At 61.0% G+C, this 15,466-nt stretch carries 14 protein-coding genes; 10 read left to right on the forward strand and 4 right to left on the reverse strand.

Annotation, left to right across the window (positions count from 1 at the left end; translation table 11 throughout):
* Nucleotides 1-88: 88 nt before the first annotated feature.
* From AC1DM5_RS23035 to AC1DM5_RS23045, 3 genes are all read left to right on the forward strand, one after another.
* Nucleotides 89-958 carry an aldo/keto reductase family oxidoreductase gene (locus AC1DM5_RS23035; protein WP_477823255.1) on the forward strand — a complete coding sequence of 290 codons (870 nt, stop codon included), beginning with the start codon at nt 89-91 and terminating at the stop codon, nt 956-958.
* Nucleotides 959-1,241: 283 nt separating this feature from the next.
* Nucleotides 1,242-2,258, forward strand: coding sequence for a carbon-nitrogen hydrolase family protein (locus AC1DM5_RS23040; protein WP_477823254.1), 1,017 nt, complete (start codon nt 1,242-1,244; stop codon nt 2,256-2,258).
* 196 nt (nt 2,259-2,454) lie between these two features.
* Nucleotides 2,455-3,372, forward strand: a complete 918-nt coding sequence (locus tag AC1DM5_RS23045) for a translation factor GTPase family protein (RefSeq protein WP_477823253.1) — start codon at nt 2,455-2,457, stop codon at nt 3,370-3,372.
* Here the strand turns inward: AC1DM5_RS23045 and AC1DM5_RS23050 are convergent.
* From AC1DM5_RS23050 to AC1DM5_RS23060, 3 genes are all read right to left on the reverse strand, one after another.
* Nucleotides 3,291-3,629: a hypothetical protein gene (locus tag AC1DM5_RS23050; RefSeq protein ID WP_477823252.1), complete on the reverse strand. Its 339-nt coding sequence runs from the start codon at nt 3,627-3,629 to the stop codon at nt 3,291-3,293. The two genes, AC1DM5_RS23045 and AC1DM5_RS23050, sit on opposite strands and share 82 nt — an antisense overlap.
* A 21-nt stretch (nt 3,630-3,650) precedes the next feature.
* Nucleotides 3,651-4,361, reverse strand: a complete 711-nt coding sequence (locus tag AC1DM5_RS23055; RefSeq protein WP_477823251.1) for a hypothetical protein — start codon at nt 4,359-4,361, stop codon at nt 3,651-3,653.
* A 68-nt stretch (nt 4,362-4,429) separates the two neighbouring features.
* A complete protein-coding gene (locus AC1DM5_RS23060; RefSeq protein WP_477975683.1) occupies nt 4,430-4,762 on the reverse strand; it encodes a hypothetical protein in 333 nt (110 codons plus the stop codon).
* A gap of 92 nt (nt 4,763-4,854) precedes the next feature.
* On the opposite strand from AC1DM5_RS23060, the gene AC1DM5_RS23065 reads away from it, so the two are divergent.
* The 5 genes from AC1DM5_RS23065 to AC1DM5_RS23085 all read left to right on the forward strand — a co-directional run bounded on the left by AC1DM5_RS23065 (nt 4,855) and on the right by AC1DM5_RS23085 (nt 12,289).
* On the forward strand, nt 4,855-7,287 hold the full coding sequence (locus AC1DM5_RS23065) for a hypothetical protein (RefSeq protein WP_477975685.1): 2,433 nt from the start codon (nt 4,855-4,857) through the stop codon (nt 7,285-7,287).
* A 23-nt stretch (nt 7,288-7,310) separates the two neighbouring features.
* Nucleotides 7,311-11,174, forward strand: a complete 3,864-nt coding sequence (locus AC1DM5_RS23070; protein WP_477823248.1) for a hypothetical protein — start codon at nt 7,311-7,313, stop codon at nt 11,172-11,174.
* A 55-nt stretch (nt 11,175-11,229) separates the two neighbouring features.
* On the forward strand, nt 11,230-11,481 hold the full coding sequence (locus AC1DM5_RS23075) for a hypothetical protein (protein ID WP_477823247.1): 252 nt from the start codon (nt 11,230-11,232) through the stop codon (nt 11,479-11,481).
* 212 nt (nt 11,482-11,693) lie between these two features.
* The gene (locus AC1DM5_RS23080; protein ID WP_477823246.1) at nt 11,694-11,897 is read left to right on the forward strand and encodes a Pam3-gp28 family putative phage holin; all 204 of its coding nucleotides are present in this window, start codon (nt 11,694-11,696) and stop codon (nt 11,895-11,897) included.
* Entirely contained in the window at nt 11,894-12,289 is a 396-nt protein-coding gene (locus tag AC1DM5_RS23085) for a hypothetical protein (RefSeq protein WP_477975687.1), read from the forward strand. Before AC1DM5_RS23080 ends, AC1DM5_RS23085 begins: the two co-directional genes overlap by 4 nt.
* A gap of 197 nt (nt 12,290-12,486) precedes the next feature.
* On the opposite strand, the gene AC1DM5_RS23090 is transcribed toward AC1DM5_RS23085, so the two are convergent.
* A complete protein-coding gene (locus AC1DM5_RS23090; RefSeq protein WP_477823244.1) occupies nt 12,487-13,320 on the reverse strand; it encodes a hypothetical protein in 834 nt (277 codons plus the stop codon).
* 195 nt (nt 13,321-13,515) lie between these two features.
* Between AC1DM5_RS23090 and AC1DM5_RS23095 the strand changes: the two genes are divergently transcribed.
* Both AC1DM5_RS23095 and AC1DM5_RS23100 read left to right on the forward strand, forming a co-directional pair.
* Complete coding sequence (locus AC1DM5_RS23095) at nt 13,516-14,322, forward strand: hypothetical protein (RefSeq protein ID WP_477823243.1); 807 nt, start codon at nt 13,516-13,518, stop codon at nt 14,320-14,322.
* 302 nt (nt 14,323-14,624) lie between these two features.
* Complete coding sequence (locus AC1DM5_RS23100; RefSeq protein WP_477823242.1) at nt 14,625-15,452, forward strand: oxidoreductase; 828 nt, start codon at nt 14,625-14,627, stop codon at nt 15,450-15,452.
* Nucleotides 15,453-15,466: the final 14 nt, after the last annotated feature.

The raw sequence follows: 15,466 nt of genomic DNA on the forward strand, positions 1-15,466 counted from the left end.
GATTATAGCCAATTGTCGCAGCAATGATACGGACCTATCTCCCTCGTGCCTTCAATCGGGGCCTGCCTTCAATCGGAGAAGAGATTTCATGTCTACTGTCGAAAAATCCGGAACCTTCAAGCTCGGCGACCGCGCGGTCAAGCGCCTCGGCTATGGCGCCATGCAGCTCGCCGGCAAGGGCGTCTTCGGCCCGCCGCGGGATCGAAACGAGGCAATCGCCGTGCTGCGCGAAGCCGTCGAAAGCGGCGTCGACCACATCGACACCAGCGATTTCTACGGCCCCTATGTCACCAACCAGATCATCAAGGAAGCGCTGCACCCCTATAGAGACGATCTTGTCATCGTCACCAAGGTCGGCGCGCTGCGCGGGTCCGATGCTTCCTGGAGGCCGGCCTTTTCAAAGGAAGAGCTGACGGCGGCGATCCACAGCAACCTTGGGAATCTCGGCCTCGATGTCATCGAAGTGGTCAATCTGCGCGCCATGTTCGATGTGCATGGTCCGGCCGAAGGCTCGCTCGAGGCACCGCTGACGGCTCTCGCCGAACTGCAGCAGCAAGGCCTGATCAAGCATATCGGCCTATCGAATGTAACCGCAAAGCAGGTAGATGACGGCCGCAAGATCACCGACATCGTCTGTGTCCAGAACCAGTACAATCTCGCCAACCGTGAGGATGACGCGCTGATCGACAAGCTCGCAGACGAAGGTACGGCTTACGTGCCCTTCTTCCCGCTCGGCGGTTTCTCGCCCCTGCAGTCCTCGACGCTCTCGGATGTCGCCACCCGCCTCAGCGCCACGCCGCTGCAGGTGGCACTCGCCTGGCTCCTCAAGCGCGCGCCGAACATCATGCTCATCCCCGGCACATCCTCGCGTGGTCACCTCAGGGAAAACCTCGCGATTGCCGATATCGAGCTGCCCGATGATGTGATGGCTGAACTCAACGGCATTGCCGCAGCGTAAGGCGCCTGACTCAACGCAAGGCAAACATATGGCGGCGGATCATCCGCCGCCATCCAGGAAGTCGCGTCACAGCCTCCTCACGGACACCTCCCAGATTGACGAATCGGGCCGGCAGCGACATCTTCTGGGTCAGGCGTGGCCTGCGCCCAACCTCCAGCGATCCTCCCCGGCAGGGTCTTTCAAACGGAGGCAAAGGGACTTCCGTCTCGGGTTCGAAAACCTTGGTCCGATCGCTCGGGCGTGGTTGCTGGGGAACATGCGCCCGTGACGGAAAGGCCTGACAATGACCCGAAACGGAAACTTCAAACGCAAGGTGCGCACCCGCGCGGCAAAGACCGGCGAATCCTATACTTCAGCCCTGAGCCACATCCGCGCGCCGCAAACAACATCCCGAACAGAACCGCAAACGGATGAGCCCACCGGCAAATCCCTGCGGCTGGCCGTCGCCCAGACCATGGTCCGCCTTGACCCGCGCGATGCTGACGCCTTCCGCGCCAACGGCATCGAAATGCGCCACCTCATGCGCCAGGCCCACGATGCCGGCGCCCGCCTCCTCCACTTCCCGGAGGGAACGATCTGTTTTCCCAACAAGCGCATCCTCTCCGAAATCGGCCCCGCCGAGATCGGCGCTGCCGACTGGAGCCGTTACCAATGGGAGGTTCTACGCGAGGAGCTGGAGGAGACGAGAGAGCTCGCAAAGAAGCTGAAACTTTGGACGGTCTTCGGCGCACCCCACCGGCTGACCCCGCCGCACCGGCCGCATAACAGCCTCTATGTCATCTCAGACAGGGGCGATCTCGTGACGCGCTATGACGAGCGCCTGCTCTCCCACACGAAGATCTCCTTCATGTATTCGCCGGGCAAGATCCCCGTCACTTTCGAAGTGGACGGCCTGCGCTTCGGCTGCGCTGCCGGCATGGAGTCGCATTATCCCGAAATCTTCATCGAATATGAGAGGCTCGATGTGGACTGCGTGCTCTTCTCGACATCGGGAGAAACACCCTCCGCAGCCCCGCCCTTTGCCGCCGAGGTGCTGGGTCTCGCCGCCAGCAATACCTATTGGGTAAGCTACGCCTCCCACGCCCCGCAGAGCGTGATTGCCCCCTGCGGCATCGCTGCTCCCAATGGCCAATGGGCAGCCCTCTGCCCAGCGGACGGCAAACCCCGTATCGCCTTTGCCGACATCACCACCAATCCGGAGAACCCCGCGCGGCCCTGGCGGCGCACCGCCCGCGGCGATCTCTACCGGCTGCACCAGATCGAAGGCGACCCCAGAAGCGACAGCCGCGAGGCGTTCTGAAGTCCATAGCCGGCGGGCAAATTGCCCGTCGGCGTCCGATCGCGTCCGCCTACGCCTTTCGCAGCAATTGCAACCATCCGCAAAATCCCTATCGTCGAGCCCGAAAGCCGACTGCGGGAGATCTGATGTGGAGACTTGAGCGGGCTGCGTGGTAAGCCCAGCCCGTCTGCCATGTCCTCTCTCATCGAGCCCCACTATGGATGAAACCGGGAAAGACCTTGTTCAGGCGTCAATTGCACTCCGATCCCCAAAAGACCGGCAGCGACTACGGCTCGCCCTCAGCGCACTTGCCGAAAATGATCCATTCATCACCTGGCCGTCCATCACCTGGATCGAGGCTGAAACCGGCCACGCGCTCCTGAGAGCCGCAAACGAAGCCGATCTCGCCATCGCTCTCGATAAGATCAAGCGCGCCTACGCAGTCGATGCAGACATCAGCCCGCCAAAGGTCGTCTGCCGGGCGACCATCGCGCGGGTCACCGAGATCGACTACACCCACAAACGACAGATCGGCGGAACCGGCGAATTCGCCCGCATCAAACTGACCGCCACAGCAAACGACACCGGCCGAGGCTTCCAATTCCGGTCAGAGATCGTCGGCGGCGCGGTGCCGGAAGCCTATATTCCCGCTGTCGAAAAGGGGCTGCGATCGGTCATCGCCCCAGGCATGATCGCCGGTGATCCCGTCGTCGATATCAGCGTCATTCTGTTCGACGGCGCCTTCCACGATATCGACTCTTCACCCCTCACCTTCGAAACCGCCGCACGCATGGCAATGCGCCAGGTGCTTGACATGGGCGAGCTTATCATTCTCGAGCCGGTCATGTGGCTGGACGTCGTCACCCCGGCAGACTACGCCGAGCTGATCACCGCCGATCTGCGGGCACGGCGCGGCCGGATCGATAGACAGGATCCGGATGGCAATACCGTCATCATAAATGCCCTTGCGCCGCTCGCAAACCTGCTCGGCTACGGCAATCAGCTCCATGCCCGGTCCGATGGACGGGCAAGCCACAGCATGCGGTTCGACCATTATGAGCGGGTTCCGCCTGACGATGCCGATCCGCCATCTGCAGGCGGCGCGGCGGCCCTCGCCCGGCGTCTGTTTCGATAGAACCAGACGACAAAGGGTGAGGCAATCAGAGCCAGGAAAAAGCCCTGCATCTCCTTGATGATGATCTCACCGTTCGTGACATAGGGGTGCGGAAGCATACCCTTGATGAAGAAGACTGCTGTAAAGCCAACGAAGGCGGCAAGCACCGTCAACAGCCATATGACAAGCGAAAACAGAAAGCCCGTGGGCAATGCCTCCGACAGGCGATTGCAGACGTAAAGAAGCAGCAGCCCGACGATAATTTCCATAAATCCCATGATTGCCCTCTCCCCAATGTTTCAATTCTTGCCATCCGGCGCCGCAGCTTCGCAATTTTCGATGGAATGCCCCGGAAACAGCATCCGTCGCTGCGAGGCCGACGGTAGAAAACTCACAATCGTGAGCTCATCGAAATAGAGCGATACGGAAATCTCGACCGCTCCCGGCGGCAGGCTCCTCAGATAGGCCTTGGCATCGGGGAACGCTGTTTCCAGCGGCGGATCCATTGGAACGATCGTCACCCGCTGTAGATTCAGATTGCCGTCCGCCAGATAACGCGAAAACCTGTTCAACGCCTCCTTGAAACCGAGATCGTGAACGGCCTTGATCACATCGACATCGGCGTTCTTGGTGTGGAATTCGACGAGGTTGCTGACACCACCATTGAAAGTCTTCGTTGCTCTGACCGTCGGCCAGAAAGCGTCCGGGCCAGACGGAGTGAAGAGGGCGAGATATGCCCTGCCCTCCACCATTCCGATCTCATACTGGCCGACCTGGCCGAGAACCCTTGCCTCGTCAAAGCATGCGGCCTGCCTTTTGGCATCGCCACAGGCATACCAGCCCTGCTGCGACAGGATGCTCTCGTAGCTGTCTCCCGCCCTGATGCCGAAGAGAAATTCCGGCGGGAAACGGGTGTCCTGGCCGGCCGCACCCGAAGCGAACGAAACGAGAGACAAAGAGATCGCAATCCCGGCCGCGGCCAGCCGATGGCCGAAATTCTTCGAAAACATCCTGCCCCGTTATGCTCGCACCCCGCCCTGTCTTCGCCACCCAGGCAAGCTTCCGGCGCTGCATGTCTCTATTGAAGTCTGCCCAGGTGATGGAGCTCGCCGATATACTGCGAGTAGGACGCCGCAAGCGTAACGATCGCTCCACTGAGTAGGCCGGCGAAAGGCGCTCCGCTTCTGCGTCTGAGGAAACGGACAATGAGGAGTACGACTAGACCCAGAACGAATGAGGGTATGGCACCGCCGACAGCCTCACCGAAAAACCTTAGCATCGCAGCCGTACCTTCCGGCACGCTCTTGTCGATGGCGATCATGATGGCAACGTAGCTGGCCTCAGCCACGGCCGCCAATAGCGCGATGCTCTTCCACACGCCACCCCTGGCACCCGCGGACGCCCCACGCACATCAGTCCCGTTTGCCATCGGCATTCCTCCTCAAATTTATAAAACAACTCTTCCGCACTTACCCCTGTCTCTCGGCTGAACGGGAGACAGACATGGATAACATGCAACCTTATGACGTCTGGAAACGACGGCAGCAGGACGCTGCCGTCGCCAGCTATATTCAATCCTCGGATGAGAATCCAGACGAGGTTGCGAATAGCCTTAATTTCGCGCGGGAGTATTCGGAAAGAACGGGGAATCCTCTCCCGACCTTCCCAATGGTGAAGGAACATCGCCCAACATTTCAACGCATTATGGACGAGACGCGCAACAAGGCGCTGCTCTCCACCGCAAGGAAGACGGCGACCTGGTATGGCGAAAATCCCATGGCCGTCCTTCTGGCGAAGGATGATGTCTACAACCTGTGTTCCTTCGAAGAGATGGCACAACGGTTCGGCCAGGTGCCGAAAGCTTTCGGTGACGTCACGCTTCCGAAGAAGGAGCCAACCGGCCCGTCTACGATTCCCGGTATGCCGTCCGCTGGCTCTTCCGGCTCCGCCCCGCAGCAACCTGCTCCATCGCTGGAGAAGGTTGCTCCTACCGCCCAACCCGACAATCCGCCACCCGAAGAAGTCAGCAATCTGCAGCCTGCGTCTCCATCGGTAGGGCCAGCGAGCGCGGACGCTCAATCTCCCGATCAGCGTGAAGTTTCAGTTCAGCCCGCCCCGCAGCCCGACGCTGCACCTTCGGAAAATATAGGTCCAGATGCGCAATCTGCCGTTTCGCCCTCCGCCCCCGCCGCCGGGTCGAGCGAGCAGGTTGGCGAAGACGATCCCCAGGAGAAAACCAGAAAAAAAGATGCGCTGATTGAAAAAATCATCAACGCGAGAGACGCAACCGACGAACAGTCCGACGCGCTGAAACAGGAGCTCTACGCACAGGACGCGCTCAATGCCGCCGACGGCGTATACTATCTGGACGCGCTTCGCTCGCACGGCACCACGCCAGAGGAAGTCCGCAAGTTGCTGGCATCCTCTTCCAGCGACGTCGTCAAAAGAACCGAAGAATTCGGGCAGAACCTTGTAGAGGTTCCGAAGGGCGCTGCCAGCGCCGCCGTGACGGCAACGGGCCGTATTGTCGAAGGCACCGGCCAGCTTATGCGAATCCCCAAATCGGAGGAAGAGCTGGCCCGCATTGACAGGATTTCCAAAGCAGCAAGCCTTTCAGACAAGGATTATGCCCTGCTGGACATGGAACTTGACAAGCTGTCGTGGTTCCAAGCGGCAACGGCAAAAAGAGTCTTGAGGGACGTTCGAGCGGGACGCCTGACGGCCGACCAGGCAAAGGCGCGGTTCGACTCCACATGGGACAATCTTTCCCAATACCTTCAGACCCAGGGCGCTTACGTCGGAGACTATGGCGAAACCATTTTTCGCCCGGCAGCTGGGTACGAGAACAGCTGGGGGCGCATGACAGGCGAAATATTGGGTGCCAATCTTCCCAACATTGTGGCAACCGTAACGGTTGGACGCTTCGCCGGTACCGGAGTGGAATTCCTGCGCGCCGCCGGAGACGGTGCTGCTGCCGCGAGAAAAGCCAATCTCAGCGAAGGTCAGCAGAGCCTCGCGGCGTGGGCTTACGCCCCAACCGCACTTGTCGACAAGATCCCTTTCGACAGGGTCTCTTCGCCCGTCCTCAAGCGTCTGTATTTGAACTCGTTCATGCAGAAATGGATCGCGGTAGGTTTCAAGGAAGGCGGAGCACAGGCGTCGCAACTCCTCGCACAGAATGCGGCCAAGCAATATTTCATCGACCCGAAACAAGAGATCCTGGAGAAGGTCGGTGCCACCTTTGTCGCCGGAGGCGTTGCCGGCATCGGCAAGGAGGTTATCCAGGATCTAGCTTCGGCGGGAGTCCGCCTCCTCACACGCGGACGCGGCTCCCTACACATTTCCGCGTCAAAACCCGAAGCAGCCATTCAGAGCCGCCAGCAATTTGAGGAAATGGCAACGACGGTAGAGTCGTCCAAATTTCGCGAGCGTGCCCCCGAAAAGCATCGCGACTACAGCGCTCAAGTGCTGAAGGACACTGACGCCGAATATATTTACGCGTCTCCGGATGCCCACACGAAATATGCTGAAGCGACGGGTGGGGATCCTTTCGGGCTGAATGGATCTCATGCCATGCAGGTCGCAAAAGACACCGGCAGCGATATCAAAACCCCTGCGAGCGACTACCTAGCCAAATCCACCAATTCCAAAGCGGATGCGGACTTCAGGGACAGCATGCGCTTCAGCCCCGGTGCGTTCAATTATTCTGAAGCGACTGCCTCGCATTTGGGCGCCCCCACGCACCGCCCAGTCCCAACGGAAAAACGCAGCAATTCCAACGACAAGCCTATATTCCTGGGCGATCTAAGGGTCGGCGACGCGGCACCAGGCTCGTATGTCCAGAAGACGACGGCGCGCCTCACGAACTCTGGAAACACGCAGCGCAACCCCAGCGGGCTGAGTTTTAAGAGCCCCCACCAGACCCGTAATCGCTAGTCGATTTGCCGAGAGGATTCCCGTTGAACAATCTGACCAAAGTTTCACCCACCAGCGAAGTTCGGCCCGCTCAGCCTTTACCAGATGGCCAGGCAGCGGAAGCACACATCTCCGCCGCAACCAGCCGTCTCTTTACCCGTCCGGATCGCAATCCCGATGCAGCTCCCCGCGCTCCGAACAGCGCCGACGGCGTGGCGCTCCTCGATATATTCCGCAAGCCCGATCTCTCCGCCGTACTGTTTGGAGCAAGCAGCTATTTCCTTGAAACCATGCAGGACATGGCAACACACGGCATCCACCCTGTGATCGAGGATTTCACCCATCTCGAAAGCTGGTGGCGCGAAAACGTCCGCGCCGTGGCAGCCGATGGCGCCCGGGCAAAACCCGGCGTCACGATCACCGCAAAAGACGTGCTCGCCGCGCTAGATCGTGGCACCACCGGCAGCCCCAACAAGGACGCGGCCATCGATGCCGGCATGCAATCCGTCTTCGCGCACGCCGCTGAAACCTACCTTATCGAAGGCACGGCGCCCTCACCCGAGATGCGCGGTGTGCTGGAACAATTCCGCGACTGGCTGCTCTCCATCTATCGCCGCCTCGTCGACCTCGATATCTCCCTCGCCCCCGATATCGCCGCCATCTTCTTCCGCCTGCTCGCCTGCGACACCGCCATCGAGATGGCCCAGCAGGATGTCGGCGGCGACGAGCCCGTCTTTGCCAATGCGCAAGCCGCCGGCCTCAGCCAGCCGCGCTACGACCGCTTGCTGAAACTCCGCGCGCTCGCCGCGCAGGAGGCGAAATCCCGCCTGTTGCGCCAGATGATGGAGCCCGTGCGGCGCGAGGCGCAACAGGCCTACAGGAAAGAAAAGGTTGCCGTGCAGCGCGAGGTGGAAAAGCAGATCGATGCCACCGGCCTCTACCGCGCCATCGAATGGATGGCGAACCGGCACTGGCTGGATGCTGAAACGCCAGCACCGGCAGGTGACATCCATTTCGACAAGACTGCCCTCGTAGCACGCTATGGTGCGGCCGTTCTCAACGCCCTGCCACAGGGCGAGCACCCCCTCTATGCCGATGAGGGCGGGCTCGATCCGGATATCGTCGCCGATCTCTTCGGTATCGGCTCCGGCGATGAGCTGGTGGCGGCCATGACGCTGGCGCCGGCTCGGGCGGAGGCGATCGCCTTCGAGGTCGAGCGTGTCATGCTGCAGCGCCACGGCGATATGCTGATCGATGGTTCGGCCAAGGAGCGGGCGATTGCCGCTGTCCATAATAACAGGCGGGCGCAATGGCTGGCGGCCGAGCTGAAGGCGATCGTCGAGGTCGCAGGCGGTGGCGAGGGGCTGACGGTCGATGAGGCCGAAGCCTATGCGCTTTCGGCCACTGCGGGCATGGAGGTCGGCGATGCGATGGACGGTGCGCGCTTCCTCGCGGCCGGCCGGCGCACCGGCATGGAGGCTGTCCGGCTGGGCCATGAGCTGGCGCAGGATGACGGCTGGCGCGCGAGGGCAAGCCGGGGTGTCGCCGGCGAAGGTGAGGTAGAGACGCCCCCTCACCCCGATCAGGACGAGCGGATCGGCAAGCTGATCACCGCCAGGCGCCGGCAGCTTCTCAACCATACGATCTATGCCGAAAGCCTCAAGGTTGCCCGCGAAGTCGAGGCGTCAGAGGCTGACGCCACGCGACTGGCAAGCGGCCCGGCGCGCGAAAAGCTGGCCGAGGCCAGCCGCCGCGACAATAGCCATATCGATTATCTCGGCGCGATCGATGCGCTGCTTGGGCGCAACGGGCTTGGCGGCCAGCCAACTGGCCGGCAGGCCGGGCAGGATGATCCACGCATGGCGCTTAGAAACTACATCCTGGCCATGAAGGAAGCCGGCCGGGAAAACGAGCTTGCCATTCCCGATAGCGTTTTGATCACCGCCGGGCGCCAGTCCTACAAGGAGATCACGCTGGAGCGTTTCCGCGCCGTCATGGCTGCGGTGAAAAACCTCGAACATGCAGCAGAGCGCGCCAGCCGGCTGACCGATGCCGATGGCGAGGCGGATTATGACGAGACCGTCACCGCGCTCGCCGACGCCATCGTCAAGACCTCGCCACCCGCCGACGACGGATTCCTGAACCTCCCGCATCTCGATCACGCGCTGGAAGCAGGCGCCCAGTTGCGGCAGATCGGCGGCATCGCCTATCAGGCCATCAAGGCGCCGCTCGATGCAGCTGCAAAGAGGCTTGCGCAACGCAGGCAGAAGGCCGCCGCCGACCTGCGGGCGCTCTATGATGTCTATTCGCCTGAAGAGATCAGCGAGATGGGCAAGCCCCGTTATCTGCCGGCCCTTGGCCAGTCCCTGTCGAAATGGGAGGCGATCGCCATTGCGTTCAATGCCGGCAATGAGGCAAACCGCCGGCGCCTGACGGATGCCCGCAGTGCTGGCGCGCTGGATGAGGCCGGGCTTGGCGCCGTGCTCGCCTCGCTGGATGCGCGCGATGCGGATTTCGTGCAATCCGTCTGGGATTATCTCGCCGCCTTCCAGCCCGATATCGCCGCGCGCGAAAAGCGCCTGACCGGCATCGCACCGCAATGGGTAGAGCCCACTCTCGTCACCATCGCCGGCAAGGCACTGAAGGGCGGCTATTATCCGCTGGCCTATGACAGCGCGGATGCGCCGCCGGACCGGGCGCAGGCGCTGGCATCGGGCCGTTTCGCGAGGTCGCAGACCGAGGCCGGCCACGGCCGGTCCCGCACCGATCTCAAGGCCCAGCCGCTCGATCTCGATATCGCCGTGCTGCACCGGCACGTCAATCATCTGCTCTACGACCTGGAATTATGCGAGCCGCTCGCCAATGCACGGCGGCTGCTGGATGATCCCAGGCTGGGGGACGTCTTCTTACAGACCAAAAATTTCGCCGCGTCGCTCCGCCTGGAAACCTGGCTGGACGAGGTGAGCGCCGGCGAACTACGCGCTGCCGACACTATTGGCCGGATGGCGCGCCTCATGAAAAAGAACCCCACCGCGACAAGCCTCGCCAATGATCTCGCGACAGCGCTTTCGCACCGCTACCGACTGGACGACATCATCGCCGCAACAGGCAGGGGCGATTTCGCCACCGCGCTTCAAGATGCCTTCCGCCCCGGCATCATCGACCAGGTCACCATCCGCTCGTCCCTCATGCTTGGTCGTCAGGCTTTTTCGGATGCCCGAACGGCGTGGGAGACGCTGGCCGGCTGGCTTGAGGGGACGCTGCGATATTGTTTTGTCGAAATACCGGCCTGGCTCGCGCATTATCACAAGGGCCTCAAGCAATCAGGCGGAAATGAAACAGAGGCCATTGCCTATGCCGATACCGCCATGCAGCAGGCAATATTCAACCCGTTCCCGGCCCATGCCGGCGGGGGCGAAACCCTACGCATCTTCAAGGCCCTCGGCGCGCATCTCGCGGAGAAGTTCAAGGCCAGCACCGCAGGCATAAAACAGAGCGCCACAGCCATCAATCAGAGCGCTGAAGCCACCGATCAGGACGCGGCCACCCGGCAGAGCATTGCGCTCGCCATGGATCTGATCGCACTCGCCATGACGGACAAGGTGTTTACCGCCGCCCTCGGCGGACACGATCATGACGTGACATGGCCGGCATATCTCGCAGAGCATACCGGCTATTCAGTCATGGCCGCCCTGCCCGAAATCCGCGATGCGCAAAACCCGCCCGCGGGCACGGCGAGCGATGCAAGGGCGCTCGCAAAGGCCATCCGCCCGCCGCGCGGCGATCTTGGCATCGGCAACGAGCATATCACCGAAATCCTCGACGCCACCGGCCTCGCGGCGCAGTCGCCCGCCGACGCAATGCTCAGCACGGCGAATGCCGGCCTGGCAAGGATCGCGGGGCGGTGATTTTCGCTCTCAACCTTCCGCACCCTATCCATGATGCCAAACAAGGAATGGCATCATGGACGAAACAACCCGCAACGAGCTTGAAAAGTTGCATGGCAGGATCAACGATTTGAAGGAGCGTGTCGTCTCGCTGGAAGCGCAGCAGCCGCATATCAATGCCGCTCTGCTGCGCATCGAGGGCAGCGTCGAAAAGCTCGCAAACCGCATCGGCAAAGCGCTCTGGGCGGTCGTCGCCATCGTGCTGACGCCGCTCGCCGGGCTGTTGATCAAGGCGATCGCCTCCGGCGCGCTCGCCCGCTTTCTCTAGAGCAATTCCAGCAAAAGCGCGCGGCGGTTTTGTATCAGGAATTGCGGGAAACAAAGAGAGAAATTCCAGCAAAAGCGCCTAGTGGCTTTGCACATATAATTACGTGAGAACAAATCGATAGAGAATTTCCCTGATTCAAATTCTCCGAGTTCAGCCTGACAACCCTTCCCAGGCCATCCTGCCGCCATTCATCACCACTCAGGGCAGCAGACATGACCCTCGTCTTCATCCGCATTCTCCTGCGTTACCTCGCCGCCGTCCTAGTCACCCGCGGGCTGATCGCGCCCGATCTCGGCGAGATGATCTCCCGCGATCCCGATGTCGCCATGGCCCTTCAGGTGGCCTCCGGCGCACTCATCGCGGCAATAGCCGAAGGCTGGTATTATCTGGCGCACCGCTGCGGATGGGCGAAATGAAGTGGCTGACGGACCTTCTTCTCGGCGGCATCATCGAGAAATTCACCGGCCCGCTGCTCTCGGCCTATCAGGCCAAGCTCGCGGCCGAGACCGACCAGCAGAAGCTTGCCGCCGATGAGGCGATCAAGGGCATCGAGGCCGCCCGCGACATCGCCGTGGCCGAAGCCGCCGACCGCTGGAGCGCCACCCGCATCGGCCGTCTTCTCATCGTCATCCCCTTCGGGCTCTGGTGGGCAGCGATCTACATGGTGCAGATCCTCAATCCCTGGTTCGGCCTTGATCTCGTCGTCATCGAGGTGCCGCCGCGCATCAATGACATGGCGCTGGTGCTGATCCCGGCGATCGTCATCGGCGATGCCGGCGCGCTGCTCGCGCGGCGGCTCAAGAGATAGCCAGGACACCACCTCAACCATTCCCTGTGATCATCACCGCATCAAGAGAGCGCTGGGTTGGGGGCCGAATTCCTCCGGTGACCTTGCGAAACGCCTTCGGCCGGCGCCAGGCGCTCTCTTGATACCCCTTTCGGGAAACCCGTGATCACGTGGCAAATGCCGCCTATCGCCGCCTTCGGCCCGAAGCGGACGAAATTTCACGATGAGCCTGAAAGGATACGGATAGCGCGGTCGAATATCTTCTGATCGACATGTCCTGCGCCAGGAATGATTTCCATTTTCCACGCAAATTGTCCCCCGGATGAGGTCGCAAGTCCTTGGCAAAGCTTAAAATGCCACAGGCCACGTGCAAGGCGATGTGGGCCTTGCGCCATGGCTTCGTCGTTGCGTGGAAGATCAGAAGCTGTTCCATCGCAGTCGCACTCACCAAGCAAGATGGTCAAGCGTGTGCCGAAATATCGGTTGAGTGCGACCTCATCCAGATCAAGACCACCCATTCCGCTCGGATACGCGACTTCCAGATCGGGCAGCATATAGATTCCACTGTTCGATGCGACCGCCTGGTCGACAAGGACGGCTCCGTTGAGTGCCAGATAACGGAGAACAAACTGGGAGCCTGCTGAGTTGCCGAATAACCCAAAGGTTTCTCGGCGCGATCCCAAGCTGTCTCTGACCTGTTTGAACAGCCTGTCGATAATGCCGAAGGTCCAATGTTCCCGCGGAAGGACCGCAGCGTCAGGGCCATCAGGCCTCACATTTCCATAATTGTAGGCATATACATCTGGAAACGCCTCCACATCGAATTCAGGAACGAGAACGATCATTTGGTGGAGATCTGCGGGTTGCGCGAGTACATCTCGAAAATCGGATGCTTTGCGGTCAAGTCCGTGCATTCCAATAGCGATACGGGTGTCGGCGGTGATTTTGTCCGGTAGGAAATAGAAAACGCGCAGAGACTGCCGCTTCCCTGCCGCCTGGTCTTTGAAGACAAAAGAGCCAAAGCGATCGCTCGCAGAAAATGCGTCTAACATAACCATCGATCCGTCGTTAAGAACTATGCTGAAATCACTTGAAACTACGGATCAAATGCCCTGCTCGCAACGTCCGCTTGTGGCACCAAGCTGCCCTCGCGCCTTGCCAGTATCTCCCGGCGAATTTCGCAAAGCCTTCGTTCACCTATGCTTATTCTAGGCTCGTTTCGGTATCAGGGAGAAAAGACGTCCACCATGCCCGCCAACCTGCATGAAACCGACAGCACGCTCGGCCTTGTCTCCGCCGAGGAGCGGCCAGATCTCATCCCGGCTTTTGCCGAACTCGGTGCGGCCGTCTGGCCGAAATTCATCGGTGGCGACGCTGTCATCGCTAGAGACTGGGACAGCCTGTTTTCCGAGCGCCTGCGCCGCCACCAGTTTCTCATCCTCGGCCGGGACGCGCACGGAAACGAGCGGGTTCTGGCGACCTCGAACAGCATTCCCTTCCTATGGCCCGAGCCTGATGACGACGCGTCCCTGCCCGACGAAGGATGGGATGCGGTTCTCACCAGTGGCGTCGAAGCCGTCAGATCGGGGCAAAGGCCCAATGCCCTCTCCGCGCTTGCGATCGTCGTGGCGCCCGACATGCGCGGCTCGGATCTCGCCGAACGCCTGATCGCCAACATGAAGGCCAGTGCCCGGCAAAACGGCCTCGATGCACTCGTCGCCCCTGTGCGGCCCACGAAGAAACCGGCTTATCCGCTGGCGTCCTTTGCGGATTACATAAGCTGGACGACGGCTGACGGCGCCCCCTTCGACCCGTGGGTGCGCAAGCATTGGCAGCTTGGAGCCCGTCTCGTGAAAATCGCGCCGCGCTCGATGCGGGTTGAAGCGCCGCTGGAGCAATGGACGGAATGGACCGGCCTGCGCTTCCCTGTGTCAGGGCCGTTCCATGTGGACGGCGGCCTGACGCCGCTGATGGCCGATTGCGAGAGCGGGATCGGGCTGTACGAGGAGCCGAATATCTGGATGCGCCACTCGCTGGAGGATGCCGGCTGCTGATGGTTTGGGAGGCCTGACTGTCAGGCATGTCTCCGAACGTTACAGCTAGGTGCCCGTCTCAGTCCCGTGCTCGACATTTGCCCGCAGCACATATCAGGCACAACCGCGAATTTAACGTCGCACTTGAAAACATACTTGGATGCAAGAGCCTGAAATCAAGCGAATAAGTGAGATGGCATATTTAAGCCGTTGCGGCTGCCCGCGGATTGGCGTCTTTTGCAATATCCCTGGCGTCGCCTGCAACTGATCTGGCATGATGCGCCGGCTACCTTACGTTCTATGCAAGAGCAGAAAGGTGCATCATGAACAGCAAATCCCAACTCACGGCTCTAGTCACCGGCGCATCATCCGGCATGGGAAAGACCATCGCCGGACGCCTGATCGCTGACGGCTATCTGGTCTATGTCGCAGCCCGCAGCGTCGAGAAGATGGCCGATCTGGCAGAGCTTGGCGCAATCCCTCTGCGGATGGATATTTCGAAGGACGAGGATATCGTTGCCGCGGTCCGGGCTATCACCGAAAAATCTGGTGGCGTCGATGTACTGGTCAACAATGCCGGCTTCGGTCTTTACGGCCCTGTCGAGGAGATCCCGCTCGATGAGGCGCGCTACCAGTTCGAGGTCAACGTCTTCGGCCCCGCTCGCCTGACCCAGCTTCTGCTCCCGGCGATGCGGGCGCGTGGCGCGGGCACCATCGTCAACATCACCTCGATGGGCGGCAAGATCTATACGGTGCTGGGCGCCTGGTATCACGCCACCAAGCATGCGCTGGAAGGCTGGTCGGACAGCCTGCGGCTCGAGGTCGAACCCTTCGGCATCCGCGTCGTCGTGATCGAGCCGGGGCTTATCGAGACAGGCTTTGGCGATGCTGCTTCCCGCGGTATCCTGGAACGGTCCGGCACCGGCCCTTATCGGAAGCTCGCGCAAAGTGTGGCCGCCTCCATCGACAGAAGCTATGGCCGGGGCCAGGGTACCGATCCCAAGGTCATCGCCGATGTCGTCGGTGACGCCCTCCTGTCGGCCCGGCCTAAAACCCGCTATGCAGCGGGCAAATACGCAAAGATGATGATCTGGGTGCGAAAGTGGCTGGGCGACCGTGCCTTCGACCGGCTGATCAAGAGCCAGATGTGAGGCTGCGGCGGAGA

This window comes from Rhizobium sp. 01T437 (genome assembly GCF_056398505.1).

Coding starts and splice junctions, on each gene's coding strand:
- AC1DM5_RS23035 (WP_477823255.1), top strand. CDS start 89: ATGTCTACTGTCGAAAAATCCGGAACCTTCAAGCTCGGCGACCGCGCG.
- AC1DM5_RS23040 (WP_477823254.1), top strand. CDS start 1,242: ATGACCCGAAACGGAAACTTCAAACGCAAGGTGCGCACCCGCGCGGCA.
- AC1DM5_RS23045 (WP_477823253.1), top strand. CDS start 2,455: ATGGATGAAACCGGGAAAGACCTTGTTCAGGCGTCAATTGCACTCCGA.
- AC1DM5_RS23050 (WP_477823252.1), bottom strand. CDS start 3,629: ATGGGATTTATGGAAATTATCGTCGGGCTGCTGCTTCTTTACGTCTGC.
- AC1DM5_RS23055 (WP_477823251.1), bottom strand. CDS start 4,361: ATGTTTTCGAAGAATTTCGGCCATCGGCTGGCCGCGGCCGGGATTGCG.
- AC1DM5_RS23065 (WP_477975685.1), top strand. CDS start 4,855: ATGGATAACATGCAACCTTATGACGTCTGGAAACGACGGCAGCAGGAC.
- AC1DM5_RS23075 (WP_477823247.1), top strand. CDS start 11,230: ATGGACGAAACAACCCGCAACGAGCTTGAAAAGTTGCATGGCAGGATC.
- AC1DM5_RS23080 (WP_477823246.1), top strand. CDS start 11,694: ATGACCCTCGTCTTCATCCGCATTCTCCTGCGTTACCTCGCCGCCGTC.
- AC1DM5_RS23085 (WP_477975687.1), top strand. CDS start 11,894: ATGAAGTGGCTGACGGACCTTCTTCTCGGCGGCATCATCGAGAAATTC.
- AC1DM5_RS23090 (WP_477823244.1), bottom strand. CDS start 13,320: ATGTTAGACGCATTTTCTGCGAGCGATCGCTTTGGCTCTTTTGTCTTC.
- AC1DM5_RS23095 (WP_477823243.1), top strand. CDS start 13,516: ATGCCCGCCAACCTGCATGAAACCGACAGCACGCTCGGCCTTGTCTCC.
- AC1DM5_RS23100 (WP_477823242.1), top strand. CDS start 14,625: ATGAACAGCAAATCCCAACTCACGGCTCTAGTCACCGGCGCATCATCC.